The sequence below is a fragment of the Pseudomonas sp. m6p genome, assembly GCF_055760375.1.
Map to the genome: position 1 here is coordinate 1,899,963 of NZ_CM147084.1, position 26,191 is coordinate 1,926,153.

Below are 26,191 nucleotides of genomic sequence, written 5' to 3' on the forward strand. Positions count from 1 at the left end.
TGATGGCGACTGATACGCCGCCTTCGCGAGCAGGCTCGCTCCCACAGGGGGCAGCAGTGTTGTTATGGGATGGCGGTGTAGACCTGACGGCCAGCGAACCAGGTCTGCAGGACCTGGGTATCATGCAGGGCTTTTTCGTCGACGCTGAATACGTCGCGGTCGACCACGATGAAATCAGCCTGTTTGCCCGGCGTCAGTGAGCCGATCTGTTTGTCCAGGCCTATGGTCCGCGCCGCGTTGGCGGTATAGGCGTAAAACATGGTTTCGCGATCCAGACGCTCGTCGGCATTCAGCACCCCCAGCGGGCCGACGCGGGTGATGGCCTGGGCCATGGCATTGAACGGGTTGGGTGACGACACCGGCCAGTCGCTGGCACCGGCAATCGTCGCACCCTGTTTCAGCAGTGAGTGCGCCGGGTACTGATAACGGAAGGCGAGGGCACTGACGTAGGGTTTGATCATGTCGGTGGTGTAGTCGTCGGCACTGGCCCACAGCAGCTGCATCGAGGCGATCACGTTCAATGGCTTGAAGCGCGCGAACTCTTTCGGATTGACCATCTGCAGGTGGGTGATCGAATGGGTGATGCCGCTCTGCCGATCCTTGCGCGCGCGCTCGATGCCATTGAGTGATTCACGCACCGCGCGGTCGCCAATGGCGTGAATGTGCACCAGCCAGCCGCGTTGATCGATGGCGCTGACCAGTTCGCCGAAATGCGCTGGATCGATCAGCAGCTCGCCCTGTTTGTGCGAATTGCGGTACGGATCGATCATCGCCGCGCTCTGCGCCGGGTACTCGATCACGCCGTCAGCGAAGATCTTGACCCCGGGCAGGGTCAGATTGGGGATGCCCTGAAACTGTTGGCGCACTTTATCCAGCGTGTCGAGATCGGCCGGCAGGCTTTTCGGGTTGGCAACCAGCAACGCTGCGACGTGCACGCTCATGTCGCCGCTTGCCGACAGCGCTTTGTAGGCCGGCAGCACGCCGACGGTTTTCTCGGTGGGTTTGAGCGCGAACACGGCCTCGCCCGGGGCGGCGTTGGCGGCGGGGTCCATCCACGCGGTGATGCCGAGGCTGTTGTTGAAGCGCACGGCGGATTTGGCTGCGCTGAGCATATCGGCCGGGCTCGGCACCGGCATTTTGGCTGCGACCCGGTCCCAGCCGGCATCGACCAGAAAACCGTTGGGTTCACCGTTCGCCAGTGTGCCGATCGTGTCTTTTTCCGCAGCGGGCAGGGTTTTGAGCAATGCCGCGTCGATGCCGGCGCGCTTGAGCATCACGTTGTTGGCCCACGCGGTGTGGTGGTCACTGCCGGTGAACACCACCGGCACGTCGGCCCATTCGCCCTGGTTGAACGTCTTGCCCAGCGCTTCGGCCTGCGCCCAGTACGCCGAACTCATGCCGGCGATGCTCAGCACGTCGCCGTGTTTCGCCTTGCCGTCATCACGCCAGGCGCGCAGACGCTTTTGCAATTCATCGAGGGCGACGACTTCGTCCTCCATGTTGGCCGAGACCATTTCCAGACCGCCGAAAATCGCGTGGGAATGGCTGTCGATCAAGCCTGGCATCAGGGTCTTGCCGCCGAGGTCGATCACCTGCGTTCCGGGTTCGATCAGCGCCTTGATCTGCGCATTGGTGCCGACTTTCAGCACTTTGCCGTTCTCCACGGCCAGCGCCTGAACCTTTGGTTGTGCACGGTCGGCGGTGAAAATCTTGCCGTTGACCAGCACCAGATCGGTGGCGGCCATGGCTTCCATCGAGGCAAAACTTACAGCGCCAACCAACAGGCTCGGGATGAATCTTTTCATTGAAGATTTCCTTGTTATTGCGTCTGATGGCCAGATTAGTGGCTGACACTGGCCGACAGAACGCCTTCCTCACGAAAAACGTTTTTGCCTGAATGGAAAAAGCATGGACAAGTTGGGTGCACTGAAAATGTTCGTGGTCACCGCGCAACTCGGCAGTTTCAGTCGCGCGGCCGAGCAACTGGGCAAGACCCCGTCGGCCCTGACCAAAGCGGTCAATCACCTGGAGGCGGAACTCGGTGCGCGACTGTTCGAGCGCAGCACGCGGCGGATCCTGCTGACCGAAATCGGCCGGGTCTACCTGGAAACCGCACGGCTGGTGTTGCAGCGGCTGGAGGAGGCCAGCGAAGAGATCGAGCAATTGCAGCACGGTCTGCGCGGCAATCTGAAAATCACCGCGCCACTGGCTTATGGGCGGGCGTTTCTTGATCAGGTGTGCGACGGTTTCTTGCAGCAATACCCGCAGATCAGCCTGCAAGTTGACCTGTGCGACGCGTTTGTCAATCTGCTGGAAAGCGGCTACGACCTGGCCTTGCGCGAGGGCCATGACGACCTGCCGGGGCTGATCGCCCGGGTGGTTGGCAGCAATCGTCTGGCCTTGTGCGGCAGCCCGGAGTATCTGGCGCGCAAGGGCTTGCCGGTGAATCCGCAAACCCTTGAACAGCATGAATGGCTGTTGTATCAGCACCCATTGCTCAGTCGCGAATTCTGGTGGGCCGAGCGCGACGGCCAGCGCCTGAGCCTGCCACAGCCGACGGCGCCGCGGTTGCGCAGTGACAATTACGACCTGCTGCTGGCCGGCGCCCTGGCCGGACGCGGCTTGCTGCACACGCCGTTGTGGAGCGCCGCACCGTACATCGCCGACGGGCGTCTGGTACGGGTCATGGCTGACTACGAAATCGACCCCGACAGCTTCGGCCCGCACATTCTCGCGGTGTACCCGAGCCATCGACGAGCCACGGCCAAGGTCGTCGCGTTCATCGATTACATCGCCGCCTTCCTTGCCGAACGCGGCCTCAACTGAAGCCCCGTCCCCCTGTAGGAGCTGCCGCAGGCTGCGATCTTTTGATCTTGCTTTTTAAAATCAAAAGATCGCAGCCTGCGGCAGCTCCTACACAGTCCCCGAGTCGCCTCTTTTGTAGGAGCTGCCGAGTGAAACGAGGCTGCGATCTTTTGATTTTTGTGGATCGCCAGCTCAGGCCGACTGGCGGTGCTTGTCAGTAAAATCCCACAGGAGTACAAATGTACTCCATGACCAATCTTACTCCCCGCCGTACCGCCATCCTGACCTTTATCCGCGAACGCATCGCCGAACACGGTCAGCCCCCAAGCCTCGCTGAAATCAGCGAGGCTTTTGGTTTTGCCTCGCGCAGCGTGGCGCGCAAGCATGTGCTGGCGCTCACCGAAGCCGGGTTTATCGAGGTCAACCCGCACCAGGCCCGGGGCATTCGCCTGCTCGGGCAACCCGCGCGGCCGGAGCTACTGGACATTCCGGTGCTCGGCCGGGTGGCTGCCGGTGCGCCGATCGGTGCCGATGCCGACATCCATAACCGCTTGATGCTCGACCCGGTGCTGTTCTCCCGTGCGCCCGACTACATGCTCCGGGTGCAGGGCGATTCGATGATCGAGGACGGCATTCTCGACGGCGATCTGGTGGGGGTGAAGCGCAATCCCGAGGCGCTCAACGGCCAGATCGTGGTGGCGCGCCTCGACGGTGAAGTGACAATCAAACGCTTCGAGCGCGTAGGCGATGAGGTTCGGCTGCTGCCGCGCAACCCGGCGTACCAGCCGATTGTCGTGCGCGACGATCAGGACCTGGCCATCGAAGGGGTGTTCTGCGGTCTGGTGAGGCAAGGCTGATGGGCGCCGTCGTTGCACTCGATACGCTGTTCAATGGCGGCCAGGTCTGGAAGGGCCGGCCTGCGCCGCCGGCGGCCAGCCCGCAACCCACCGGGCATGCAGCCCTCGATGCGGCATTGCCCAGCGGCGGCTGGCCGGAAGCGGCGCTGAGTGAAATCCTCCTGGCCGGCCCCGGGGTTGGCGAACTGCAACTGGTGTGGCCGACGCTCGCGCGGTTGTCGGCGGCGGGCGAGCGCATCGTGCTGGTGGCGCCACCGTTCGTACCGTACCCGCAGGCGTGGGCGAACGCCGGGGTCGATCTGCGTCAGTTGTCGGTAATCCAGGCCAGCGAACGCGATGCCTTGTGGGCGGCGGAACAATGCCTGCGTTCGGGCAGTTGCGGCGCGGTACTGTGCTGGCCGCACAAGGCCGATGACCGCGCGTTGAGGCGCTTGCAGGTGGCGGCGGAAACCGGCCAGACCCTGGCGTTTGCCTGGCGCCCACTGAGCGAGGCGGTCAACCCGTCGCCGGCCGCGCTACGGATTGCCATCGATGCCAGACCGGCCCAGTTGCGCGTGCTCAAATGCCGGGGCGGACTGGCGCGCACGGCGCCGATTGCGTTTGCCGTGGGGCACTGAGGTCGTCATGCGCTGGGTGTGTATTCTGTTCCCGCAATTGGCCCTCGACGCGGTGTTGCGTCAGCGTGCCGATCCTGCTGAGCCGTTGGTGCTGCTCAGCGGCCCGGCCCAGCGCCGGGTGCTGCAAGCGGTCAATCCGGCGGCGCGCCAGCTCGGGCTGCGTGCCGGCCAGTCGATGACCGCCGCACAAGCCTTGTGCAAAGGCTTTGCCACGGCCGATTACGACCTTGCCGAGGTCGAGCACTGGCAGCAATTTCTCGCCGCGTGGGCTTATCGGTTCAGCGCCCAGGTCAGCGTGCATTACCCGCGTACCGTGGTGTTCGAGATCGAATCCAGTCTGGGCCTGTTCGGTTCCTGGACGCAGTTCGAAGCGCGGCTGCGCAAGGAACTGACCGAGCTGGGTTTCCGCCATCGCATCGTCGCGGCACCGAATCCGGTGGCGGCGCGGGTGCTGGCCAACGCCTACGACGGTCTCGTCGTACCGGACGGTGAAGCCCTGCAACATCACCTCGGGCAGTTGCCCGTCGACCGCGTCGGGCTGGAGCCGCAAGTCGCCACGGCGCTGACGCGCATGGGCCTGCGCCACCTGAGCCAGCTGCAGAGCCTGCCACGTCAGGCCCTGGCCCGGCGTTTCGAAGCGTCGATGCTCAAACACCTCGACACCTTGTTTGGCGCGCGGCCGCTGGCCCTGGCGTTCTACCTGCCGCCGGATCGTTTCGATGTGCGCATCGAACTCAATTTCGATGTGCAGTCGCATCAGGCGCTGCTGTTCCCGTTACGCCGCTTGACCGCTGACCTGTCGGCGTTCCTCTGCGGACGTGACAGCGGCGTGCAGCGTTTCGACCTGCATCTGGAGCACGCCGGGCTGCCGGACACGCTGATCAAGGTCGGCCTGCTCAGCGCCGAGCGCGACCCGGCGATGCTCTTCGAACTGGCCCGTGGGCGGCTGGAGCAAGTGCAGGTCGAGGCCCCGGTGCGTGGTTTTCGCCTGCGTGCCGAAGACCTGCCGAGTTTTGTGCCGCAGTTTCAGGAACTGTTCGATGACCGTCCGCAACAGACCTTGCCCTGGGAACAGTTGCGCGAACGCCTGCGCGCACGGCTCGGCGATGACGCGGTGCAGGGTTTGCGCTTTCAGGCCGACCACCGCCCCGAATGTGCCTGGCAGAACGGCGTCGACAAGCAGCGTTGCAGTGGTTTGCCGAGTGTGCAGCGTCCGGGCTGGTTGCTCGGCGAACCGCAAAGCGTGCCCGAAGGTTCGGCGCGAATCCTCATGGGGCCGGAGCGCATCGAATCCGGCTGGTGGGACGGTGACGACGTGCGCCGCGATTACTACCTGATCCAGAATCGCGCCGGTCAGCAGGGCTGGGCCTATCGAGCCGTGGGTGAGGGCGGGCCGTTGTGGCTGCAGGGCTGGTTTGCATGAGCGATGGTTATGCCGAGCTGCATTGCCTGTCGAACTTCAGTTTCCAGCGCGGTGCCTCCAGCGCCCTTGAGCTGTTCCAGCGGGCAAAAAAACACGGTTATCAGGCGCTGGCCATCACCGACGAGTGCACGCTGGCCGGGATCGTCCGCGCCTGGCAAGCGGCGAAATCAGTGGAACTGCCGCTGGTCATCGGCAGCGAAGTGCGCATCGATAACGGTCCGAAACTGCTGCTGTTGGTAGAGAATCTGGCGGGCTATCAGACCTTGTGCGGCTTGATTACCCAGGCTCGGCGGCGCACGCAGAAGGGCCAGTACCAGGTGCTGCGTGAGGATTTCAGCGAGCCGCTGCCGGGACTGTTCATCGTGTGGGTGCCGGACAGCGTCGATGACGTGCAAGAGGGGCGCTGGCTGAAACAGACGTTCGGCGCGCGCCTGTATCTGGCGGTGCAGTTGCATCGCGGGCAAGACGATCAGCGCCGGCTGGCGGCGCTGCTGAGTCTGGCCGAGCAACTGCAGATTGCCGCCGTGGCCAGCGGTGATGTGCACATGCACGCCCGTGGCCGGCGCGCTTTGCAGGACACCATGACTGCGATCCGCCATCACGTCCCGGTGGCCGAGGCCGGGTTGCGCCTGCATCCCAACGGCGAGCGCCATCTGCGCAGCCTCGACGTGTTGCGCGAGCTGTATCCGCAAGCGTTGCTCGACGCCTCGGTGCAACTGGCGCGGCGCTGCACCTTCGATCTTGGCGAGTTGCGCTATGAGTATCCGAGAGAGCTGGTGCCAGAGGGACACACCGGTAGTTCCTGGTTGCGGCAACTGACCGAAGAAGGCATTGCCTGGCGCTGGCCGCAAGGACCACAGGCCAAAGTGCTCAAGCAAATTGATGACGAGCTGAAACTGATCGCCGAACTCGGCTACGAAAGCTACTTCCTCACCGTGCACGACGTGGTGCGCTTTGCCCGCGAGCAAAGGATTCTCTGTCAGGGCCGCGGCTCGGCGGCCAACTCGGCGGTGTGTTTTGCCTTGGGCATCACCGAGATCGACCCGGATCGCACCACGCTGCTGTTCGAACGCTTCATGTCCAAGGAGCGCAACGAGCCGCCGGACATTGATGTGGATTTCGAGCACGAACGCCGCGAAGAAGTCCTGCAATACGTGTTTCGCCGCTATGGTCGCCAGCGGGCAGCGCTGACGGCGGTGGTCAGCACTTACCACGCCGCCGGTGCGGTGCGCGATGTAGCCAAGGCCTTGGGCTTGCCGCCGGATCAGATCAATGCGTTGGCCGATTGCTGCGGTCACTGGAGCGATGAAACACCGCCGCTGGCACGCTTGCTCGAAGGCGGCTTCGATCCCGACAGCCCGGTACTGCGCCGGGTGCTGAGCCTGACCGGGCAACTGATCGGCTTCCCCCGGCACCTGTCGCAGCACCCCGGCGGTTTCGTGATTTCCGAACAGCCACTGGACACCCTGGTGCCGGTGGAAAACGCGGCCATGGCCGAGCGCACGATCATTCAGTGGGACAAGGACGACCTCGACGCGGTCGGCCTGCTCAAGGTCGATATCCTCGCCCTCGGCATGCTCAGTGCGATCCGTCGCTGCTTCGACTTGCTGCGTCGGCATCGGCATCTGGATCTGAGCCTGGCGACAATTCCCGCAGAAGACAAACCGACCTACGAGATGATCAGCCGCGCCGACACCATCGGCGTGTTCCAGATCGAATCGCGGGCGCAGATGTCGATGCTGCCGCGCCTGAAGCCGGCGAAGTTCTACGACCTGGTGATTGAGGTCGCCATCGTCCGCCCCGGGCCGATTCAGGGCGGTATGGTTCATCCGTACCTGCGTCGCCGCAACAAGGAAGAGCCGGAAACCTATCCCTCGCCGGAGCTGGAAGTGGTGCTCAAGCGCACCCTCGGCGTGCCGCTGTTTCAGGAACAGGTGATGCAGATCGCCATCGTCGCCGCCGACTACAGCCCCGGTGAGGCCGATCAGTTACGTCGCTCGATGGCCGCGTGGAAACGCCACGGCGGGCTCGAGCCGCACAAGGCGCGACTGGCTGCCGGCATGAAGAAAAACGGCTACACCGAGGAATTCGCCGCGCAGATTTTCGAGCAGATCAAGGGGTTTGGCAGTTACGGGTTTCCCGAATCCCACGCTGCCAGTTTCGCCTTGCTGACCTACGCCAGTTGCTGGCTCAAGTGCCACGAACCGGCGGCGTTCGCCTGTGCGCTGATCAATAGCTGGCCGATGGGTTTCTACAGCCCGGATCAGATCCTTCAGGACGCGCGCCGCCATCAATTGCAGATCCGTCCGGTGGACGTGCGCGCCAGTGACTGGGATTGCAGCCTGGAACCGATCAGCGGCGCGCAACCGGCGATCCGCATGGGCCTGCGGATGATCAAGGGCTTTCGCGAGGACGATGCGCGGCGCATTGAGGCGGCGCGGGCGCGGGGGGCGTTTGCCGATGTCGCCGACCTGGGCGAACGGGCCGCGCTCGACAGCCGCGCCCAGGCGTTGCTCGCCGATGCCGGGGCGTTGCGCGGGATGGCCGGGCATCGGCATCGCGCGCGCTGGGAAGTGGCCGGGGTGCAGAAACAGCTGGGTCTGTTTGCCGGCTTGCCGAGTCAGGAAGAACCCGATGTGCTGCTGCCCAAGCCGAGCGTCGGCGAGGACTTGCAGGCCGATTACGCGACGCTTGGCACCACCCTGGGGCCGCATCCGTTGGCGCTGCTGCGTGGCGAACTCAAGGCCCGGCGTTGCCGCAGTTCACAGGAATTGCTGGACGTCGAACACGGTCGGCCAGTGAGCATCGCCGGGCTGGTCACCGGGCGTCAGCGACCGGGCACCGCCAGCGGCGTGACGTTCGTCACCCTCGAAGACGAATTCGGCAACGTCAACGTGGTGGTCTGGCGCGATCTGGCCGAGCGTCAGCGTCAGGTGCTGGTCGGCTCGCAACTGCTCAAGGTTGACGGCCGCTGGGAGCGTGAGGGCGAAGTGCGGCACCTGATCGCCGGGCGGCTGAGCGATCTGAGTCCACTGCTCGACGGCATCCGCGTACAGAGCCGCGACTTCCATTAACACCGATCCCCCTGGAGCTGCCGAAGGCTGCGATCTTTTGATCTTGTTTTTAAAAAGCCAAGTCAAAAGATCGCAGCCTGCGGCAGCTCCTACAGGGCGGAATTTGTGGTGTTCGGATCAGCCAATTCATTGGCGTCAAAAAAATCTGTCGCGAATGATGGCACTTTGTCATAATGCCGCCCCTTTTCCTGCTCCCCACCGCTTTGCCGTGCCGGGACACACCGTTTTTTCAGAAGGAATGCACAGTGAGAATGATCTCCCGGATGTTGGTCTCAGGCGTTGCGATTGCCGTGCTCGGCACCCTTGCCAGCTCCCTTGCCGGGTGCGCCACCGAAAGCTCCCGCGCACTGCCGGTGGCCAAGGTCGAGAGCGCCACGCAAGTCTGGACCGGCGTTCGCGTACCGATGGCGGTGGGCAAGTTCGATAACCGCTCCAGCTACATGCGCGGGATCTTCTCCGACGGTGTCGATCGTCTCGGCGGCCAGGCCAAGACCATCCTGATCACGCACTTGCAGCAGACCAACCGTTTCTCGGTACTGGACCGCGACAACATGGGCGAGATCCAGCAGGAAGCCGCGATCAAGGGCCAGGCCCAGCGCCTCAAGGGCGCCGATTACGTGGTCACCGGTGACGTCACCGAGTTCGGCCGCAAGGAAACCGGCGACCACCAACTGTTCGGCATTCTTGGCCGTGGCAAGACCCAGGTCGCCTACGCCAAGGTCAACCTGAACATCGTCAACATCAGCACCTCCGAAGTGGTGTATTCGACGCAGGGCGCCGGCGAGTACGCCTTGTCCAACCGCGAAATCATCGGTTTTGGCGGCACCGCCGCGTACGACTCCACCCTCAACGGCAAAGTCCTCGATCTGGCCATGCGCGAGGCGATCAATCGTCTGGTCGATGGCATGAACGCCGGTGCCTGGAAACCGGCTAACTGATCGTTATTCATTGCAAGGAGCAACACCCCATGAATCTGACTTTGTCGCGGTCGCTGCTGGCCCTGACGCTGGCCGCCAGCGCCTTGCTGGCCGGTTGCAGCAGCCCGAAAACCCTGTACCAGTGGGAAGACTATCAACCGCAGGTCTACGAATACTTCAAAGGCGAAGAGCCGAAGGAAGCGCAGGCCGAAGTGCTGGAGCGCGATCTGCAAAAGATCCGTTCCACCGGCAAGGCTGTGCCGCCGGGCTACCACGCGCATCTCGGACTGCTGTACCTGAGCATGGGCAAGGACGATCAGATGGTGCAGCAATTTCGCACCGAAAAAGCGCTGTTCCCCGAGTCCGGCCCATACATGGATTTTCTGCTTAAAAACGCCAAGACCGGAGACGCCAAATGATCTCGCGCACCCTGAAACTGCTGGCCGCCGGTTTGGCCCTGATCGTACTCGGTGGCTGTGTTGCGCCGAAAACCGTCGACTATTCGGCGTACAAGCAGGCACGGCCGAAGACCATTCTGGTGCTGCCGCCGCTGAACACCTCGCCGGACGTGAAAGCCTCGTACAGCCTGTTGTCGCAAGTAACGTTTCCACTGGCTGAAGCCGGTTACTACGTACTGCCGATCGCGCTGGTGGACGAAACCTTCCGCCAGAACGGTCTGACTACGCCGGATGATATCCATCAGGCTCCGGCGAACAAACTGAAGGAAATCTTCGGCGCCGACGCTGCGTTGTACATCACCGTGACCGAGTACGGTACGCGTTACATGGTCATCAGCAGCGAAACCGCGGTGACCGCTACCGCCAAACTGGTGGACCTGAAGTCCGGCACCACGCTGTGGACCGGTTCGGCGCGGGCGTCGAGCGAAGAGGGCGGTAACAACAGCGGTGGCGGTCTGGTCGGCATGTTGATTACCGCCGCAGTGAAGCAGGTGATCAACAGTTCGACCGACGCCGGGTATCCGATTGCCGGTGTGGCGAGCAATCGTCTGTTGTCGGCCGGTCAGCACGCCGGTCTGTTGTACGGTCCGCGTTCGCCCAAGTACGGTACCGACTGAAGATCAAAAGATCGCAGCCTGCGCCAGCTCCTGCAGGGAAACGCATCCCAAATGCAGGAGCTGCCGCAGGCTGCGATCTTTTTGCATCATGACGGCCTCCCGCTCACTTGACCCCGCCTGACTTGCGATTCATCCCCTGCATCTCGCCACCAAAGGCGATATCCTGCGCCACACTTATCGAAGCAAACAGCGCAAAACTCTGGAACACCGTGTTTGCCTGAGGCTAAAGGAGTGTTCGAATGACCGAGAAGAAACTGGAAACCACGGTCGACCGCGTCTACCAAGGGGTTTACCAGGCGATCAGCAAGCGTTCGCTGCGTCCGGGGATGAAGCTGGGCGAGGCCTCGCTGGCCGAACTGTTCAATGTCAGCCGTACGTCGGTGCGCGCTGCGCTCAAGCAACTGGAGGCTGATGGCCTGGTCACCACCGAGCCCAATAAGGGTGCGCCGGTGTCTTTGCCCAGCGATGAAGAGATCCGCTCGCTGTTCGAAACCCGGCGGCTGATCGAGATCGGCATCGTCACCGAGCTGTGCCGCCGCAAGGACACCGCGGCGATGCAAGACCTGCGCAAACATCTGTTGCTGGAAGATGAAGCCCACGCCGCCGGCGATCATGAACGACTGATCCATCTGCTCGGCGAGTTCCATATCAAACTGGCGCGCAGCCTCAATAATCCGGTGCTGCTGGACTGGTTCCAGAAGCTGATTTCCCGTGCCTCGCTGTACGTTGCCGCACTGGATGACGACAGCCACGAGGCCTGCCGCGACAACGAACATCTGCGCCTGATCGAATACATCGAGGCAGGCGACCAGAACGCCGCCATCGAGCTGACCTGCCTGCACCTCAATGGCGTCGAAAAGGCGATTCTCGACGTCGCTGCGAAGATGAAAACTGGCTACCATCCGCTCAAACACCTGATCGGGGTCTGAACCCGGGGCGCCGCGAGAAATCGGCTATACCTTCAATGAAACCAATGCGACCGACGGCGCTCGAAACACAGGGGCGCTGCGTTCGTTCAGCGTTGCGATATATCGGGCAAACACCACAGGACACCGAGTCAATCGATGCAGTTTTTATCCGATAGCCACGGTTGTGACGGCTGGAAAGGCGAGATGGCCGAACGCATTTGCGCGTTCGACTGGCGCCACACCGAACTCGGCCCGCTCGACACCTGGCCAGCCAGCCTGTGCAGCACTGTGCAATTGATGCTGGCCTCGCCTTTGCCGATGGTCATGCTCTGGGGCCACGCCGGGTACATGATCTACAACGACGCGTACTCGCAGTTTGCCGGTGGCCGCCACCCGTATCTGCTGGGTGCACCCGTGGAACTGGGGTGGCCGGAAGTCGCCGAGTTCAACCGGCACGTGGTCGACACCTGTCTGGCGGGCGGCACCTTGTCCTACCGCAACAAGGAACTGGTGCTGTTGCGCGATGGCGTGCCTGAAGATGTCTGGATGGATCTGTATTACAGCCCGGTGGCCAACGATGATGGCGTGCCTTCCGGGGTGATGGCGATGGTGGTCGAGACCACCGAGCTAGTGCGCTCCGAACAATTGCGTCAGGCCGCTGAAGACGCCTATCGCGCCGATAACGAACGGGTGCGTCTGGCGCTGAATGCCGGGGCGTTGCTCGGCTCGTTTGTCTGGGATGTGAAGAACAATGTGTTGTCGGCGGACGAGCGTTTCGCTCGCACGTTTTCGTATCCGCCGGAGCAGGATCTGAGCAACCTGCCGCAATCCTTGACTGAGTCGCGGATTCACCCGGATGACCTGGCGTGGGTGCAGGACCGGGTCAATCATTCGCTGCACACCGGTGAGCCGTACAACGCCGAGTACCGCGTGTTACGGGCCGACGGCAGCTATCTGTGGGTACTTGCCAGCGGCGCATGCGAGTTTGACGAGCAAGGCAAGCCGCTCCGTTTCCCCGGGGTGTTGATCGACATCCATGAACGCAAGATCGCCGAAGAATCCCTGCTCAAATTCACGCGCAACCTGGAGCAGCGGGTGGCCAGTGAAGTGGATGCCCGGCTGGCGGCGGAAGAGCAATTGCGCCAGTCGCAAAAACTTGAAGCCATCGGCGGACTCACTGGCGGCGTGGCCCACGATTTCAACAACCTGCTACAAGTGATTGCCGGCAACCTGCATTTGCTGGCGCGGCATGAGCCGGACAATGCCAACGTGCAACGCCGGGTCAGCGCCTCGCTGGCAGCGGTGGAACGCGGTGCGAAACTGTCGTCGCAATTGCTCGCTTTTGCCCGGCGCCAACCGTTGTCGCCGGCGGTGTGCGATCCGCGGCAGATCTTCGACGGCGTCGGCGAATTGCTCCAGCGTGCGCTGGGCGAAACCATTCAGATCGACGTGCAATTGCCGCAGGAACCGTGGCACATCAACGTCGACCGCAATCAGCTGGAAAACGCCATTCTCAATCTGGCGATCAACGCCCGGGACGCGATGAAAGGCGAGGGCACGATTGTCCTCAGCGCCATCAATACGCGGCTGGACAGCACTTTTTGCGCAGGCAAAGGCATCGTCGCCGGCGATTTCGTACGGGTGATGGTCAGCGACAGTGGCGTCGGCATTGCGCCTCAAATGCTCGAGCAAGTGTTCGAGCCGTTCTTCACCACCAAGGCTGACGGCCAGGGCACCGGGCTCGGTTTGAGCATGGTGTTCGGTTTCGTCAAACAAAGTGGTGGCCATGTCGAGATCGACAGCACCGTGGGCGAAGGCACGCGGGTGCAACTGTACTTTCCGCGCAGCCTGCGTCCGGTCCTTGATGAGACGCCGAGTATCGACAAGCAACAGGGCGGCGGCCACGAGACCATTCTGGTGGTCGAGGACAACGACGCGGTGCGCGCCTCGGCCGTGGAATTGCTGCGCGAAGAAGGTTATCGCGTGTTGACCGCCGGTAATGGCGACGTGGCGATGCAGAGGCTGCTGGAAGGTATCGAAGTGGATCTGATTTTCACCGACGTGGTGATGCCGGGGCTGATCAAAAGCTCCGATCTGGCGGCATGGGCCAAGGTGCAGGTACCGCCGGTGGCGGTGCTGTTCACCTCTGGCCACACCCGCGACATCATTTCGCGCAACCACCAGTTGAGCCCGGACACGCACCTGCTGAGCAAACCGTATGGCCCGGAGTCACTGTTGCAGATGATTCGATCGGTGCTCAGTGCCTAGCTGGCCAATTCCCGATTCTCTGTGGCGAGGGGATTCATCCCCGATGGAGTGCGCAGCACTCCCCTGCATTTTTCCAGCTATATGGCATTTGCAGTGACTGCGCCGGCTGCGCCGCCGATCGGGGATAAATCCCCTCACCACAGGGCTCAGCTTCGCCCCTAATTTTTTCTGCAGGGACAGCCAATGACTTCCAAGCGTAATTCCAAAGCACCTACCGGCATGGTCCGGGTGCGTGGCGCCCGTGAGCACAACCTGAAGAACGTCGACGTCGACATCCCCCGCGATGCGCTGGTGGTGTTTACTGGCGTTTCCGGTTCGGGCAAGTCGTCGCTGGCCTTTTCGACCTTGTACGCCGAAGCCCAACGGCGCTATTTCGAATCGGTGGCGCCGTACGCGCGGCGCCTGATCGATCAGGTCGGTGTGCCGGATGTCGATTCCATCGAAGGCTTGCCGCCCGCCGTGGCTTTGCAACAACAGCGCGGTACGCCGAGCACGCGGTCGTCGGTGGGCAGCGTGACCACCTTGTCCAGCCTGATCCGCATGCTGTATTCCCGCGCCGGCAGTTATCCGTCAGGGCAACCGATGCTCTATGCCGAGGATTTTTCACCGAACACGCCGCAGGGCGCCTGTCCTGAGTGCCACGGCCTTGGCCGGGTCTACGAAGTGACCGAAGCGCTGATGGTGCCCGATCCGAACCTGACCATCCGCCAACGCGCCGTGGCGTCCTGGCCGCTGGCGTGGCAAGGGCAGAACCTGCGCGACATTCTTGTGACCATGGGCATCGACGTCGACATTCCGTGGAAGAAACTGCCGAAAAAACAGCGCGACTGGATTCTGTTCACCGAAGAAACGCCCACCGTGCCGGTGTACGCCGGGCTGACCCCGGAGGAAACCCGGGTCGCGCTCAAACGCAAGATGGAACCGAGTTATCAGGGCACCTTCACCGGCGCCCGCCGTTACATCCTGCACACCTTCACCCACTCGCAAAGTGCGCTGATGAAGAAGCGCGTTGCGCAATTCATGCTCGGCAGCCCGTGCCCGTTGTGTGACGGCAAGCGCCTCAAGCGTGAAGCGTTGTCGGTGACCTTTGCCGGTTACGACATTGGCGAGTTGTCGCAGATGCCGTTGCTGCAAGTCGCCGAAGTATTGAAGCCCGTGGCTGCGGCGACGTATCTGGAACAGGCCGAGGAAAGCGGTGAAACCCTCAGCCATGCGCAAACCCGCGAGGCGCGTCAGCAACGCGTCGCCCACGGTGCCAGTGGCCACGCCAGCGCGCCGGACGTACGCCACACGCCGAACCTGTCGCTGGAAAAGCGTCTGGCGGCGCAGCGCATTGCCGAGGACTTGCTGGAACGGGTGAGCACCCTGACCGATCTGGGCCTTGGTTACCTGGCGCTGGAGCGCAGCACGCCGACCTTGTCGTCCGGTGAGCTGCAGCGCCTGCGTCTGGCGACGCAATTAGGCTCGCAGCTGTTCGGCGTGATCTACGTGCTCGACGAGCCGTCCGCCGGCCTGCACCCAGCCGATGGCGAGGCGCTGTTCGAAGCCTTGCAGCGCTTGAAGGCCGACGGCAATACGCTGTTTGTGGTCGAGCACGATCTGGAAACCATGCGCCGCGCCGACTGGCTGATCGATTTCGGCCCGGCGGCGGGCGAGAAGGGCGGGCAAGTGTTGTACAGCGGCCCGCCAGCGGGCTTGGCCGAGATCGACGAATCGCAGACCCGCGCCTATCTGTTTGCCGAGAGCCAGCGGCAGACCCGCACCGCGCGCAAGCCGACCGGTTGGCTGAAACTTGACGGGATCAGCCGCAATAACCTGCACAACCTCAGCGCTGAATTTCCGCTGGGCTGTTTTACCTCGGTGACCGGGGTTTCCGGTTCGGGCAAGTCGAGCCTGGTCAGTCAGGCGTTGCTGGAACTGGTCGGTGCGCAACTCGGCCGGCCGGTTATTGAAGAGGCGCAGGAAGCACTCAGTCTCGAAGACGACGCGCCGCAGGCCAGCAGCGGTCAGGTGACTTCAGGGCTGGAGTCGATCAAACGACTGGTGCAGGTCGATCAGAAGCCGATTGGCCGTACGCCGCGTTCGAATCTGGCGACCTACACCGGGTTGTTTGACAACGTCCGCAAACTGTTCGCCGCCACCCTCGAGGCACGGGCGGCCGGGTACGACGCCGGGCAGTTCTCCTTCAACGTCGCCAAGGGCCGTTGCCCGACCTGCGAGGGTGAGGGATTTGTCAGCGTTGAATTGCTGTTTATGCCGAGCGTGTATGCACCGTGTCCGACCTGTCATGGCGCGCGGTACAACCCGCAGACGTTGATGATTCAGTGGCAAGGCCTGAGCATTGCGCAGGTGCTGCAACTGACCGTGGATGAGGCGGTCGAGGTGTTCGGCGAACAACCGACAATTCGCCGTTCGCTGGAGGTGCTGCGAGACATCGGCCTCGGTTATCTGCGGCTCGGGCAGCCCGCCACCGAGCTGTCCGGTGGCGAGGCGCAGCGGATCAAACTGGCAACCGAACTGCAGCGCAATCAGCGCGGCGCGACCTTGTATGTGCTGGATGAACCGACCACCGGTTTGCATCCGCGGGATGTCGATCGGCTGCTGGAACAACTGGACAACCTGGTGACGGCAGGGCACACGGTCATCGTGGTCGAGCATGAAATGCGCGTGGTAGCGCAGAGTGACTGGGTGATCGACATCGGCCCGGGGGCCGGGGATCAGGGCGGCCGGATTGTCGTGGCCGGCACACCGCAGAAAGTCGCAACGAGCAAGAAGAGCCGAACCGCGCCGTTTCTGGCCCGGGCCTTGAGCCGATAGCCCACCGGTTCTGCGGTGTGCACAAGGCTGATGATCAACAAAAACGTTGTGGGAGCTGGCTTGCCAGCGATAGTGGAATGTCAGGCAATGAGAGGCTGAATGTGCCGACGCCATCGCGGGCAAGCCCGCTCCCACAGGTTTTTGCGGTGTTCACAACACCTGCGGACGGCATCAGTCCAGTGGGAGTTGGCTTGCCAGCGAAAGCGGTGTGTCAGGCAATAGAGAGGCTGGATGTACCGATGCCTTCGCGAGCAGGCTCGCTCCCACAGGATTTTGTGGTGTGCACAAAAATCTGCGGATGACTCCCGTCCTGTGGGAGCCAGCAGGCTGGTGATGGCGTTGTGTCAGGCGCCATCAAGCGTGCGCCGGACCTTGTCCAGCAGTTCGCTGATCTGGAATGGCTTGACCAGCATTTCCATGCCGCTGCCCAGAAATACCTGGCGATTGATCGCGGTCTCGGCATAACCGGTCATGAACAGAATCGGCAGGTTTTCGCGCCAGCCCCGCGCCACGTCCGCCAGTTCGCGACCGCTCATGCGCGGCAGGCCAACATCGCTCAGCAACAGGTCGATGGTCGGATCATTCTGCAAGCGCTCCAGTGCGGTTTCGATATCCGCCGCCTGGGTGCAGCGGTAACCCGCATCCTCCAGCACTTCGGTGACGAACATGCGCACCGCCGGCATGTCTTCGACAATCAGGACATGCTCACCGGCGCCCTGCGGATCCACCTTCGGCGCCGGGATATCGGCCCCGGTCGGGTCGTTGGTCGCCGGCAGCATGAGGGTCACTTCGGTACCGCGCCGTGCCACGCTGCGAATGTGCGCATCGCCGCCGGACTGGCGGGCGAAACCGTAGATCGTCGACAGCCCCAGACCGGTCCCCTGACCCAGCGGTTTGGTGGTGAAGAACGGATCGAACACTTTGTCGATCACACTGTGCTCGATACCGGTGCCGTCATCGCGCACCGACAGCGCCACATACGCACCATCGGCCAGGTTCGGGTCGCCGTGGGAATATGCCGCATAGGTGTTGACCCAGATATTGCCGCCCCTGGGCAGCGCATCCCGGGCATTGATCACCAGATTCAGCACCGCGCTTTCCAGTTGCACCGGGTCGACCAGGGCAATCGCCGGTTTGTTGGTCAGCTCCAGTTTGAGCGTGATGCGTTCACCGATGGTGCGCATCAGCAACTCTTCCAGCGAGCGCACTTGCTCATTGATGTCTACCGGTCGGGTATCCAATGGCTGTTGGCGAGCGAAGGCCAGCAGGCGATGAGTGAGTGACGCGGCACTCATCGCCGAATTCAGTGCGGCTTCGGCGTAGAACTGCACCTTGTCCGGACGCGCATCAGCCACGCGTTTCTGGATCAGTTCCAGACTGGTGATGATCCCGGTCAGCAGATTGTTGAAGTCGTGGGCAATGCCTCCGGTGAGCTTGCCCAGCGCGTCCATTTTCTGCACTTGCAGCAGCTGCGATTCGGCACGCACGCGCTCGGCGACTTCCTTGGCCAGTTGTGTGGTGGTGTCGTCCAGCTGTGCCAGGTGCGAGCGTTCGCGGTGGCGATGCTCGGTGACGTCTTCGACGAATACCAGGCTGAGCTGCGGCGTGCGGTACGGCGAAATCTGCCACTCGGTTTCGCGAATCTCGCCCTGTACGCGCATGTTCAACGTGCCTTTCCAGCGCTCGCCATCGACCAGTCGCAGGCGCAACTCGTCGAGGATCGCGCCCTGGTCAGCGTCGAAGCATTCGCTGAGGGTGTGCGGGTTGCGGTTGTCCTGAATCATTTGCGTGAAGGCGTGGTTGCATTCATGCACTTTCAGGTTGGCATCGAGCACGGCAATCGGTGCCGAGACATTGACGAAAATCTCACGGAACCGAGCCTCGCTCTCACGCAGCGCATTTTCGGTATCACGCACTCGCAGCAGGGTGCGCAGGGTCGCCAACAGCACGTCCGGGTCCACCGGGTGAATCAGGTAGGCATCGGCCCCGGCGTCCAGCCCGGTGATGATGTCGCCGGTCTGGATCGACGCGGCAGACACGTGGATCACCGGCAGCAGCGCGGTGTGTGCATCGGCCCGCAGGATGCGCACGATATCGAAACCGCTCATGTCCGGCAGATTGACGTCGAGGATCAGGGCATCGAGCGCTTCGCTGGCGATCAGCGTCAGGCCCTCGTTGCCGGTACCGGCCTCCAGCACCTCATAGCCATGGCGCTCCAGACGCCGGCGCAAGGCGTAGCGAGTGGCGACGTTGTCGTCGACGATCAACAGACGGATGTCACGTTTCATCGACATTCTCCAGGGCGAGCGCCAGTGGAATGATCACGAAAAAGGTCGAGCCGACACCCGGCGTGCTGTCCATTCCGACTTCGCCGCCGAGCAGGGCGGCGAAGCGCTTGCACAGCGACAAGCCGAGACCGGTGCCGCGCAGGCGTTTCTGCAATGGCGAGTCGACCTGAGAAAAGTCCTCGAACAATGCACCATGCAGCTCCGGCGCGATACCGATGCCGGTGTCGCTGACGGCAAAACGTACTCTGTCCGCACCTTCCAGGCGCGCCGAGACCCGGACTTCGCCACGGGTGGTGAATTTCAGCGAGTTGGAAATGAAATTGCGCAAGATCTGCGCGAGTTTCTTGTCGTCGGTGTACAGGCGCGGCAATCCGACCGGCTCTTCGAAAATCAGATCAACCGCCGACGCATCGACGATCGGCCGGAACATGCCACGCAACGCGCTGAACAGATCGAACATGTCGAACCACGCCGGAGAAATACTGATTCGTCCGGCTTCGATCTTCGCCAGATCGAGCAGGTCATCGACCATGTCGCTCAGTTCCCGGGCGGCGCTGCTGACGAACGCCACTTGTTTGTGCTGCTCGGGGCTGAGCGGACCGTCGAGCTCGTCGGCGAGCAGACTGTTGACGCTCAGGATCGAACCCAGCGGCGTGCGGAACTCGTGGCTCATGTACGACAGGAAACGGCTTTTCAGATCCGAAGCCTGGCGCAGTTGTTCGGCCTGGGTGTCGAGCTCGGCGTAAAGCGCAAGCACGCCCTGGTTGGTTTCGTCGAGTTCGTCGCGCAGGGCGGCGGTCTCGCTTTGCAACTGGGCGATCAGGGCAGCCTGCTCCGCCGCGTTCAGGGTGGGCGACTCAGCCATGGGCGGCCTCCAGGGCAACGACCAGCACCGTTACGTCGTCGCGGCCGCGACAGAAGTCGCGGTGCAGGACGCTGGCTATCACGGCGGGATGGCGGTGCACCAGACCGGGGTAGTCTTGAAGATTCCAACGGGACTGCAGGCCGTCGCTGTACATGATCAATAGATGTCCGTTCACGTGAGCATAGTCAAAGGGCTGGGCTTTCCGGTATTGGCCGCCGACGATCCCCGGATGAGAGGCCAGCCCGCGCGACTTGTCGGCGGTGATCAGGCTGGCGCCGATGTTGCCAACGCCGGTAAAGGTCAGGCCGCCGCGGGCGGCATTGAACTGCGCGAACGCGGCAGCACCACCGCGGCTGCCGATCATGTCGCGGTGCATGTCCTCCATCAGCAGCACCGGGCTGGCGAACGGGCTCTGGGCGAACACCTGTTCGCCGGCCTTCGCCGCCCGTTCGGCGTCTTCACCGTGGCCGAGGCCGTCGATGATCAGCGCACTGACGTTGGCACCGTTGTACGCCAGGTGCCAGGCGTCGCCGCACGCCGGATCGTTGTGCAGTGAGTGCTGGCTGACGCCGTAACGCAGGTCGGGCTGACGGTCTGCGCGTGGATACAAACGCGCCAGCAGCACCGCGCCACGGGTGTCGGCATAAACGTCAAATACTTCGGTCTGGCGCGCCACGGCGCCCAGCCCGATGCCCTGGGTGCCGCCGGTGGAAAAGCCATCGGTCAGGCACGCGTCCAGGTCAAAGCCTTGAGCGCGATCGACCGCAAGCATTTCGATGCCGAAGCCGCCGGTTCGCGGTAGCAGCCGCAGATGAAACTCGCCACGACTGGCATGCTTGAGCACATTACTGGCCAGTTCGGTGGCGACCAGCGCCACACGTCCGGCTTCGGTCGCATCGAAGCCATGTTGCTCGGCGAGCCGTTGCGCGGTGCGCCGGGCGTGGCCGATCTGGCTGCTGTCTTCGATCAGCAGCACCTGGGTCAGCGACCCAGCGATATTCATGTCCATCGGGTGATCGTTATTCGAGTGCCCTTGCCGGGCTCGGTGTCCAGTTCGAATTCATCGACCAGCCGTTTCGCGCCCGTAAGCCCCAGGCCCAGACCGCTGCCGGAGGTCCAGCCATCGGTCATCGCCAGTTTGATGTCGGGAATGCCCGGGCCTTCATCGCGGAAGGTCAGGCGCAGGCCGACACGAGCGTTTTCGTCGAGGATCTGCCAGTCCATGTCGCCGCCACCGCCATAGACCATGGTGTTGCGCGCCAGCTCTGAAACGGCCGTCACCAGTTTGGTCAGGTCGATCAGCCGCATGCCGCATTCGGTGGCCAGTTTGCGCGCCGTCTGCCGGGCGAGCACCACGTCCTGCTCGATGCTGATCGGTTGAGTACCGCTGCTGCGCACGGTCATTGTTGGCGTACTCGTTCCTGCAGCAGTTTCATTCCGCGCTCGACGTTCAGCGCGGTGCTGACGCCGGGCAGGGTCAGGCCGAGCTCGACCAGAGTGATCGCCACGGCGGGTTGCATGCCTACCAGCATGGTTTCGGCATCCATGATTTTTGACAGGCCGGAGATGGTGCCGATCATCCGCCCGATGAACGAGTCGACCATGTCCAGCGCCGAGATGTCGATCAACACACCGCGCGCCGACGTCCTGCTGATGCGCTCGGACAGGTCGTCCTGCAGGGTCAGGGCCAGTTGGTCATGCATGTCGACCTGGATGGTGACGAGCAGAAAGTCACCCATTTGAAGAATCGGAATACGCTCCATCGGCTCAGACCGCTTTGCCGAGGCTGATGCCCAGGCGGGTGAGCGCGAGTTTCAATGCATCGGCCAGGTTGGCCTTGGTGACCACGCCTTGCAGGTCCAGGCCCAAGTGCACGATGGTCTGGGCGATCTGCGGACGCACGCCGCTGATGATGCAGTCGGCGCCCATCAGGCGAATCGCGGTCACGGTTTTCAGCAGGTGTTGCGCGACCAAGGTGTCCACGGTGGGGACGCCAGTGATATCGATGATGGCGATTTCCGAACCGGTGTCGACGATGCGTTGCAGCAGGGACTCCATCACCACCTGGGTGCGTTGCGAATCCAGGGTACCGATCATGGGCAGCGCCAGCACGCCATCCCACAGCTTGACCACTGGCGTGGAGAGCTCCAGCAATTCTTCCTGTTGACGTTTGATCACCGCTTCGCGGGACTTCTGGAAGGTACGGATGGTGTGCATGCCGAAGGCGTCGAACAGTTCGGAAATCTCCCAGAGTTGTTCGGCCAGCAGTGCCGGTTGTTCGCGATAGTGACTTTGCAGCAAGGCAAACAGCGGGCCTTTGAGCGCGAAAATGAAGCTGGCGGTCTGTTGCGAATCCTGACCGAGCAGGGCGCGGCTATGGGACAGCTTTTCGAGGAACTGGCGGGTGGCTTCCCAACCCGGCGCATTGATGTTGGTGCCGTTGTCATCCTGCAGGCCATTGATGACCAGTTGCAGGAAGTCGCTGGTCTGTTGTTGCAGGTCATGGTCCTTGAGATTGCGGGTGGCGCCGCTGGCTTCCAGGCCGTTGATCCATTCGCTCAGCAGTTGGGGTTGTTTGTTTTTCATCGCATCGAATGTGCTGTTCTGCAGTGCTGCCATGTGCCTGTTGCTCCGTAGCGTATGGGGGCCGGTTCTGTAAAAAATGACCGGTGCGAAGTCAGTGACCTTTGCCGTTCAAAATAGTTGTTCCATTGCGCAAGGATATTTTTGATCTGGCGCAAGAAAGGCCCCGGTAACTCTAGTCGGGATGGCCGCATTTGGCGGTTTTTTGCGCGCCGGGCGTGCGCAGGGTGCGGGGCGCAGAATGAAAAAAGCCGCATCGGCAGGATGCGGCTTTGTGGGGCAGGCGCGCGGATTACTTGCTTGGGTGCTTGGCTTGCAGCTCTTTGGCGGCCGTCAGGTGTTTTTCCAGCGCCGGCAACATCTTCTGCGCGAAGGCTTTCAATTCCGTGGCGCCCTTGACCTTGTCGTCGGTCACCGTATTCGCTTCTTTCTTGAATAATTCGATGGTTTCTTCGTGGGCTTTGACCTGATTGTTGGCGTAGGCCGCGTCGAAGGACTCATCGCGCATGTCGAGGATCTTCTCCTTGGCCTGCTTGACCAGGGTGGTGCTGTCCGGCACCTCGATGTCATTGGCCTTGGCGATGCTCGCCAGTTCATCGTTGGCCTTGCCGTGGTCGGTGATCATCATGTTGGCGAAGGCCTTGATGTCGGCCGACTGGCTTTTTTCCAGGGCCAGACGGCTGGTCTCGATCTCCGCAATGCCACCGGCTGCGGCATTGTCGACGAAGCTGTTGGAAGTGGCGGCAAAGGCACTGCCCATGCCGCTGCTCAACGCGACAGCCAGAACGAGGTGACGCAGGTTGAATCCGTCCATTGGTATTTCTCCACACAGGTTTTTGTTGACGTTATGCAATGGAGGCAATGGCGCGGGCAAAGGTTTGATCGCGTTTACGACAGGGCGACGAACGGCCACCGCTGGTCTGACAGGTGGTCGACAGAACCCCTCAACCGAGGCCATTCTGATAAAGGCTGACGCCATCGGTCGCGTTGGCTGCCGATCAACTGACGGAGGTGTTCCATGCCGGTGACTCATGACCTGTATCAGGATTTGAAGCTAACGAAGGAAGAGGTCCAGCAAAAACGCTCCGAGGATCCATTTCTGGATGCACTGATCAACAAGTATTCCGAGGCGGACGCCGACGTCGTCAAGGCCGAGACGGCAACCTCGGATGCGCCCAGCGATGACACATTGAAAAAACTCAAAGAAAAACGCCTGCAGGTCAAAGACAAGATCGTCGCCCAGTTGCAGGCTCGATCCTGACCGTCAGTCGCTTCACCGCTGCGCGATGGTGAAATGACTGAACGCCGCCCCCGACCGGCACCTCGAATGTACAGAGTCTTCACTTAGCGACTCTTTGCGAGGTGCCACATGAACACACCCAGATTTCCCAGTGAAGAGCAGGGCGCTTTCGACCCGGTGCCCACGCATCCGGAACCCGATAGCCCGGCACACACCACAAGTCATCCAGAAGAGCCGGATGATGATCTTCCTGAAGACGAAGATCCGGATACGTTCGACCGATCCGGCAATTGACAGGCCCTAAGCGCTGGCAAGCCGGTTATCGCAGGGGATGTGTCGTTTAGTGGCGTCGGGACATTTGCCACTTGGCAGCACAAGCGTGCCGCTCGGGCGTTTCGCGGCTACAATGCGCGCCTTGACCGTGACCGCCTGACTAAAAAAACTATGTCCTTGCCCAAGCATCACCTGGAACTGCTCAGCCCCGCCCGTGACGTGGCCATCGCCCGTGAAGCCATCCTGCACGGCGCCGACGCCGTGTACATCGGTGGCCCGAGCTTCGGCGCGCGCCACAACGCCTGCAACGAAGTGAGTGAAATCGCCGAACTGGTGGAGTTTGCCCGCCGTTATCACGCGCGCATTTTCACCACCATCAACACCATTCTGCACGACAACGAACTGGAGCCGGCCCGCAAGCTGATCCACCAGTTGTACGACGCCGGCGTCGACGCGCTGATCGTTCAGGATCTGGGCGTAATGGAGCTGGACATCCCGCCGATCGAGCTGCATGCCAGCACCCAGACCGACATCCGCACTCTGGAGCGGGCGAAGTTCCTCGATCAGGCCGGTTTCTCGCAACTGGTGCTGGCCCGTGAGCTGAACCTGAAAGAAATCCGCGCCATCGCCGATGAAACCGATGCCGCCATCGAGTTCTTCATCCACGGCGCGCTATGCGTGGCGTTCTCCGGGCAGTGCAACATTTCTCACGCGCAGACCGGGCGCAGCGCCAACCGTGGCGACTGCTCCCAGGCCTGCCGTCTGCCGTACACCCTCAAAGACGAAAAGGGTGGCGTGATCGCCTACGAAAAACACCTGCTGTCGATGAAGGACAACAACCAGAGCGCCAACATCCGCGCGCTGGTCGAGGCCGGTGTGCGCTCGTTCAAGATCGAAGGTCGTTACAAGGACATGGGCTATGTGAAGAACATCACGGCCTATTACCGCCAGCGCCTCGACGACGTGCTCGAAGACCGTCCGGATCTGGCCCGCGCTTCCAGCGGCCGCACCGCGCATTTCTTCCTGCCGGACCCGGAAAAGACCTTCCACCGTGGCAGCACCGACTACTTCGTCACCGATCGCAAGATCGACATCGGCGCGTTCGACTCGCCGACCTTCACCGGCCTGCCCGTGGGCACCGTCGAGAAAGTCGGCAAGCGTGACATGCAGGTGGTGACGCAGGAGCCGCTGTCCAACGGCGATGGCCTCAACGTGCTGGTCAAGCGTGAAGTGGTGGGTTTCCGCGCCAACATCGCCGAGCCGAAGGGCGAGTTCGAAGAAGACGGCGAGAAGCGCTACCGCTACCGCGTCGAGCCGAACGAAATGCCCGAAGGCCTGTACAAGCTGCGGCCGAACCATCCGCTGAACCGCAACCTCGACCACAACTGGCAACAGGCACTGCTGAAGACCTCCGCCGAACGCCGCGTGGCCCTGAGCTGGGTGGCGCGCCTGCGTGAAGAGCAGCTGGAACTGACTGCCACCAGTGAAGAGGGCATCAGCGCCAGCGTGACCCTGAACGGCCCGTTCGGTGTGGCCAACAAGCCGGAGCAGGCGCTGGAGCAATTGCAGGATCTGCTCGGCCAGCTCGGCACTACCCAATATCACGCCATCGACGTGAAACTGGACGCACCGCAGGCGTTCTTCATCCCGAACTCGCAGCTCAAAGCCTTGCGCCGTGAAGTCATCGAAGCCCTGACCGCCGCCCGCGTTGCGGCGCACCCGCGTGGCAGCCGCAAGGCCGAAACCACGCCGCCGCCGGTGTACCCGGAGTCGCACCTGTCGTTCCTGGCCAACGTCTACAACCAGAAGGCCCGCGACTTCTATCACCGTCACGGCGTGAAGCTGATCGATGCGGCCTACGAGGCGCACGAAGAGGCCGGTGAAGTGCCGGTGATGATCACCAAGCACTGCCTGCGTTTCTCGTTCAACCTGTGCCCGAAACAGGCCAAGGGCGTGACCGGGGTGCGCACCAAAGTCGCGCCGATGCAGCTGATTCACGGCGACGAAGTGCTGACCCTGAAGTTCGACTGCAAGCCGTGCGAGATGCACATCATCGGCAAGATGAAAGGCCACATCCTCAACATGCCGCAACCGGGCAGCGTGGTGGGCCACATCAGCCCGGAAGACCTGCTGAAAACCATCCCGCGCGCGCCACACTGAGTGACGGGCGGGCGTGGCGCT

Annotated in this window: 22 protein-coding genes and 1 pseudogene; 14 read left to right on the forward strand and 9 right to left on the reverse strand. The window is 62.4% G+C overall.

The features are described from left to right. Positions 1 to 62 precede the first annotated feature (62 nt). On the reverse strand, positions 63 to 1,805 hold the full coding sequence (locus ACYZUM_RS08625) for an amidohydrolase (protein WP_108182523.1): 1,743 nt from the start codon (positions 1,803 to 1,805) through the stop codon (positions 63 to 65). A gap of 103 nt (positions 1,806 to 1,908) precedes the next feature. Between ACYZUM_RS08625 and ACYZUM_RS08630 the strand changes: the two genes are divergently transcribed. The 8 genes from ACYZUM_RS08630 to ACYZUM_RS08665 all read left to right on the forward strand — a co-directional run bounded on the left by ACYZUM_RS08630 (position 1,909) and on the right by ACYZUM_RS08665 (position 10,768). Continuing rightward, complete coding sequence (locus tag ACYZUM_RS08630) at positions 1,909 to 2,826, forward strand: LysR family transcriptional regulator (protein ID WP_108182524.1); 918 nt, start codon at positions 1,909 to 1,911, stop codon at positions 2,824 to 2,826. 218 nt (positions 2,827 to 3,044) lie between these two features. After that, positions 3,045 to 3,662, forward strand: a complete 618-nt coding sequence (lexA, locus tag ACYZUM_RS08635) for a transcriptional repressor LexA (RefSeq protein WP_041073773.1) — start codon at positions 3,045 to 3,047, stop codon at positions 3,660 to 3,662. Then, a complete protein-coding gene (gene imuA / locus ACYZUM_RS08640; protein ID WP_085710132.1) occupies positions 3,662 to 4,279 on the forward strand; it encodes a translesion DNA synthesis-associated protein ImuA in 618 nt (205 codons plus the stop codon). The genes lexA and imuA overlap by 1 nt, the downstream gene beginning before the upstream one ends. A gap of 7 nt (positions 4,280 to 4,286) precedes the next feature. Further along, positions 4,287 to 5,702: a Y-family DNA polymerase gene (locus ACYZUM_RS08645; RefSeq protein ID WP_108182526.1), complete on the forward strand. Its 1,416-nt coding sequence runs from the start codon at positions 4,287 to 4,289 to the stop codon at positions 5,700 to 5,702. Further along, positions 5,699 to 8,776 carry an error-prone DNA polymerase gene (locus ACYZUM_RS08650; RefSeq protein WP_108182527.1) on the forward strand — a complete coding sequence of 1,026 codons (3,078 nt, stop codon included), beginning with the start codon at positions 5,699 to 5,701 and terminating at the stop codon, positions 8,774 to 8,776. Before ACYZUM_RS08645 ends, ACYZUM_RS08650 begins: the two co-directional genes overlap by 4 nt. A 251-nt stretch (positions 8,777 to 9,027) precedes the next feature. After that, entirely contained in the window at positions 9,028 to 9,714 is a 687-nt protein-coding gene (locus ACYZUM_RS08655; RefSeq protein ID WP_186448497.1) for a CsgG/HfaB family protein, read from the forward strand. Positions 9,715 to 9,743: 29 nt separating this feature from the next. Beyond that, on the forward strand, positions 9,744 to 10,112 hold the full coding sequence (locus ACYZUM_RS08660) for a DUF4810 domain-containing protein (protein ID WP_003225593.1): 369 nt from the start codon (positions 9,744 to 9,746) through the stop codon (positions 10,110 to 10,112). Then, positions 10,109 to 10,768, forward strand: a complete 660-nt coding sequence (locus ACYZUM_RS08665; protein WP_047600391.1) for a DUF799 domain-containing protein — start codon at positions 10,109 to 10,111, stop codon at positions 10,766 to 10,768. The genes ACYZUM_RS08660 and ACYZUM_RS08665 overlap by 4 nt, the downstream gene beginning before the upstream one ends. Positions 10,769 to 10,889: 121 nt before the next feature. Here ACYZUM_RS08665 and ACYZUM_RS08670 read toward each other — a convergent pair. Beyond that, a pseudogene (locus tag ACYZUM_RS08670) lies at positions 10,890 to 10,988 on the reverse strand (hypothetical protein); the annotation flags it as partial. 19 nt (positions 10,989 to 11,007) lie between these two features. On the opposite strand from ACYZUM_RS08670, the gene ACYZUM_RS08675 reads away from it, so the two are divergent. The 3 genes from ACYZUM_RS08675 to ACYZUM_RS08685 all read left to right on the forward strand — a co-directional run bounded on the left by ACYZUM_RS08675 (position 11,008) and on the right by ACYZUM_RS08685 (position 16,761). Further along, positions 11,008 to 11,697, forward strand: a complete 690-nt coding sequence (locus tag ACYZUM_RS08675) for a GntR family transcriptional regulator (RefSeq protein ID WP_473061312.1) — start codon at positions 11,008 to 11,010, stop codon at positions 11,695 to 11,697. Positions 11,698 to 11,832: 135 nt separating this feature from the next. After that, positions 11,833 to 13,944, forward strand: coding sequence for a hybrid sensor histidine kinase/response regulator (locus ACYZUM_RS08680; RefSeq protein WP_108182529.1), 2,112 nt, complete (start codon positions 11,833 to 11,835; stop codon positions 13,942 to 13,944). Between the two features lie 183 nt (positions 13,945 to 14,127). After that, positions 14,128 to 16,761: an excinuclease ABC subunit UvrA gene (locus tag ACYZUM_RS08685; protein WP_108182530.1), complete on the forward strand. Its 2,634-nt coding sequence runs from the start codon at positions 14,128 to 14,130 to the stop codon at positions 16,759 to 16,761. Between the two features lie 344 nt (positions 16,762 to 17,105). Here ACYZUM_RS08685 and ACYZUM_RS08690 read toward each other — a convergent pair whose 3' ends face one another. The 7 genes from ACYZUM_RS08690 to ACYZUM_RS08720 all read right to left on the reverse strand — a co-directional run bounded on the left by ACYZUM_RS08690 (position 17,106) and on the right by ACYZUM_RS08720 (position 23,311). Continuing rightward, positions 17,106 to 19,049, reverse strand: coding sequence for a response regulator (locus ACYZUM_RS08690; RefSeq protein ID WP_142579772.1), 1,944 nt, complete (start codon positions 19,047 to 19,049; stop codon positions 17,106 to 17,108). Further along, positions 19,039 to 19,914 (reverse strand): sensor histidine kinase, encoded by an 876-nt coding sequence (locus tag ACYZUM_RS08695; protein WP_041072519.1) that lies wholly within the window; start codon positions 19,912 to 19,914, stop codon positions 19,039 to 19,041. The genes ACYZUM_RS08690 and ACYZUM_RS08695 overlap by 11 nt, the downstream gene beginning before the upstream one ends. Then, complete coding sequence (locus ACYZUM_RS08700; RefSeq protein ID WP_108184385.1) at positions 19,907 to 20,917, reverse strand: ATP-binding protein; 1,011 nt, start codon at positions 20,915 to 20,917, stop codon at positions 19,907 to 19,909. Before ACYZUM_RS08700 ends, ACYZUM_RS08695 begins: the two co-directional genes overlap by 8 nt. Then, positions 20,914 to 21,318 carry an anti-sigma regulatory factor gene (locus ACYZUM_RS08705; RefSeq protein ID WP_041072521.1) on the reverse strand — a complete coding sequence of 135 codons (405 nt, stop codon included), beginning with the start codon at positions 21,316 to 21,318 and terminating at the stop codon, positions 20,914 to 20,916. Before ACYZUM_RS08705 ends, ACYZUM_RS08700 begins: the two co-directional genes overlap by 4 nt. Further along, complete coding sequence (locus tag ACYZUM_RS08710) at positions 21,315 to 21,677, reverse strand: STAS domain-containing protein (RefSeq protein ID WP_041072523.1); 363 nt, start codon at positions 21,675 to 21,677, stop codon at positions 21,315 to 21,317. Before ACYZUM_RS08710 ends, ACYZUM_RS08705 begins: the two co-directional genes overlap by 4 nt. 4 nt (positions 21,678 to 21,681) lie before the next feature. Then, positions 21,682 to 22,533 carry an STAS domain-containing protein gene (locus ACYZUM_RS08715; RefSeq protein ID WP_041072525.1) on the reverse strand — a complete coding sequence of 284 codons (852 nt, stop codon included), beginning with the start codon at positions 22,531 to 22,533 and terminating at the stop codon, positions 21,682 to 21,684. 256 nt (positions 22,534 to 22,789) lie between these two features. Then, a complete protein-coding gene (locus ACYZUM_RS08720) occupies positions 22,790 to 23,311 on the reverse strand; it encodes a DUF4142 domain-containing protein (protein WP_041072527.1) in 522 nt (173 codons plus the stop codon). Positions 23,312 to 23,515: 204 nt separating this feature from the next. Here ACYZUM_RS08720 and ACYZUM_RS08725 point away from each other — a divergent pair, with 204 nt between their 5' ends. The 3 genes from ACYZUM_RS08725 to ACYZUM_RS08735 all read left to right on the forward strand — a co-directional run bounded on the left by ACYZUM_RS08725 (position 23,516) and on the right by ACYZUM_RS08735 (position 26,170). Next, positions 23,516 to 23,758 (forward strand): DUF465 domain-containing protein, encoded by a 243-nt coding sequence (locus tag ACYZUM_RS08725; protein WP_041072529.1) that lies wholly within the window; start codon positions 23,516 to 23,518, stop codon positions 23,756 to 23,758. Between the two features lie 108 nt (positions 23,759 to 23,866). Continuing rightward, complete coding sequence (locus ACYZUM_RS08730; protein WP_186448437.1) at positions 23,867 to 24,031, forward strand: hypothetical protein; 165 nt, start codon at positions 23,867 to 23,869, stop codon at positions 24,029 to 24,031. A 150-nt stretch (positions 24,032 to 24,181) separates the two neighbouring features. Beyond that, positions 24,182 to 26,170: a peptidase U32 family protein gene (locus tag ACYZUM_RS08735; RefSeq protein ID WP_041072532.1), complete on the forward strand. Its 1,989-nt coding sequence runs from the start codon at positions 24,182 to 24,184 to the stop codon at positions 26,168 to 26,170. Positions 26,171 to 26,191 lie beyond the last annotated feature (21 nt).

Coding starts and splice junctions, on each gene's coding strand:
- ACYZUM_RS08735 (WP_041072532.1), top strand. CDS start 24,182: ATGTCCTTGCCCAAGCATCACCTGGAACTGCTCAGCCCCGCCCGTGAC.
- imuA (WP_085710132.1), top strand. CDS start 3,662: ATGGGCGCCGTCGTTGCACTCGATACGCTGTTCAATGGCGGCCAGGTC.
- ACYZUM_RS08710 (WP_041072523.1), bottom strand. CDS start 21,677: ATGGAGCGTATTCCGATTCTTCAAATGGGTGACTTTCTGCTCGTCACC.
- ACYZUM_RS08690 (WP_142579772.1), bottom strand. CDS start 19,049: ATGAAACGTGACATCCGTCTGTTGATCGTCGACGACAACGTCGCCACT.
- ACYZUM_RS08695 (WP_041072519.1), bottom strand. CDS start 19,914: ATGGCTGAGTCGCCCACCCTGAACGCGGCGGAGCAGGCTGCCCTGATC.
- ACYZUM_RS08720 (WP_041072527.1), bottom strand. CDS start 23,311: ATGGACGGATTCAACCTGCGTCACCTCGTTCTGGCTGTCGCGTTGAGC.
- ACYZUM_RS08630 (WP_108182524.1), top strand. CDS start 1,909: ATGGACAAGTTGGGTGCACTGAAAATGTTCGTGGTCACCGCGCAACTC.
- ACYZUM_RS08715 (WP_041072525.1), bottom strand. CDS start 22,533: ATGGCAGCACTGCAGAACAGCACATTCGATGCGATGAAAAACAAACAA.
- ACYZUM_RS08660 (WP_003225593.1), top strand. CDS start 9,744: ATGAATCTGACTTTGTCGCGGTCGCTGCTGGCCCTGACGCTGGCCGCC.
- ACYZUM_RS08625 (WP_108182523.1), bottom strand. CDS start 1,805: ATGAAAAGATTCATCCCGAGCCTGTTGGTTGGCGCTGTAAGTTTTGCC.
- ACYZUM_RS08685 (WP_108182530.1), top strand. CDS start 14,128: ATGACTTCCAAGCGTAATTCCAAAGCACCTACCGGCATGGTCCGGGTG.
- ACYZUM_RS08700 (WP_108184385.1), bottom strand. CDS start 20,917: ATGAATATCGCTGGGTCGCTGACCCAGGTGCTGCTGATCGAAGACAGC.
- ACYZUM_RS08655 (WP_186448497.1), top strand. CDS start 9,028: ATGATCTCCCGGATGTTGGTCTCAGGCGTTGCGATTGCCGTGCTCGGC.
- ACYZUM_RS08725 (WP_041072529.1), top strand. CDS start 23,516: ATGCCGGTGACTCATGACCTGTATCAGGATTTGAAGCTAACGAAGGAA.
- ACYZUM_RS08665 (WP_047600391.1), top strand. CDS start 10,109: ATGATCTCGCGCACCCTGAAACTGCTGGCCGCCGGTTTGGCCCTGATC.
- ACYZUM_RS08675 (WP_473061312.1), top strand. CDS start 11,008: ATGACCGAGAAGAAACTGGAAACCACGGTCGACCGCGTCTACCAAGGG.
- ACYZUM_RS08730 (WP_186448437.1), top strand. CDS start 23,867: ATGAACACACCCAGATTTCCCAGTGAAGAGCAGGGCGCTTTCGACCCG.
- ACYZUM_RS08645 (WP_108182526.1), top strand. CDS start 4,287: ATGCGCTGGGTGTGTATTCTGTTCCCGCAATTGGCCCTCGACGCGGTG.
- lexA (WP_041073773.1), top strand. CDS start 3,045: ATGTACTCCATGACCAATCTTACTCCCCGCCGTACCGCCATCCTGACC.
- ACYZUM_RS08705 (WP_041072521.1), bottom strand. CDS start 21,318: ATGACCGTGCGCAGCAGCGGTACTCAACCGATCAGCATCGAGCAGGAC.
- ACYZUM_RS08650 (WP_108182527.1), top strand. CDS start 5,699: ATGAGCGATGGTTATGCCGAGCTGCATTGCCTGTCGAACTTCAGTTTC.
- ACYZUM_RS08680 (WP_108182529.1), top strand. CDS start 11,833: ATGCAGTTTTTATCCGATAGCCACGGTTGTGACGGCTGGAAAGGCGAG.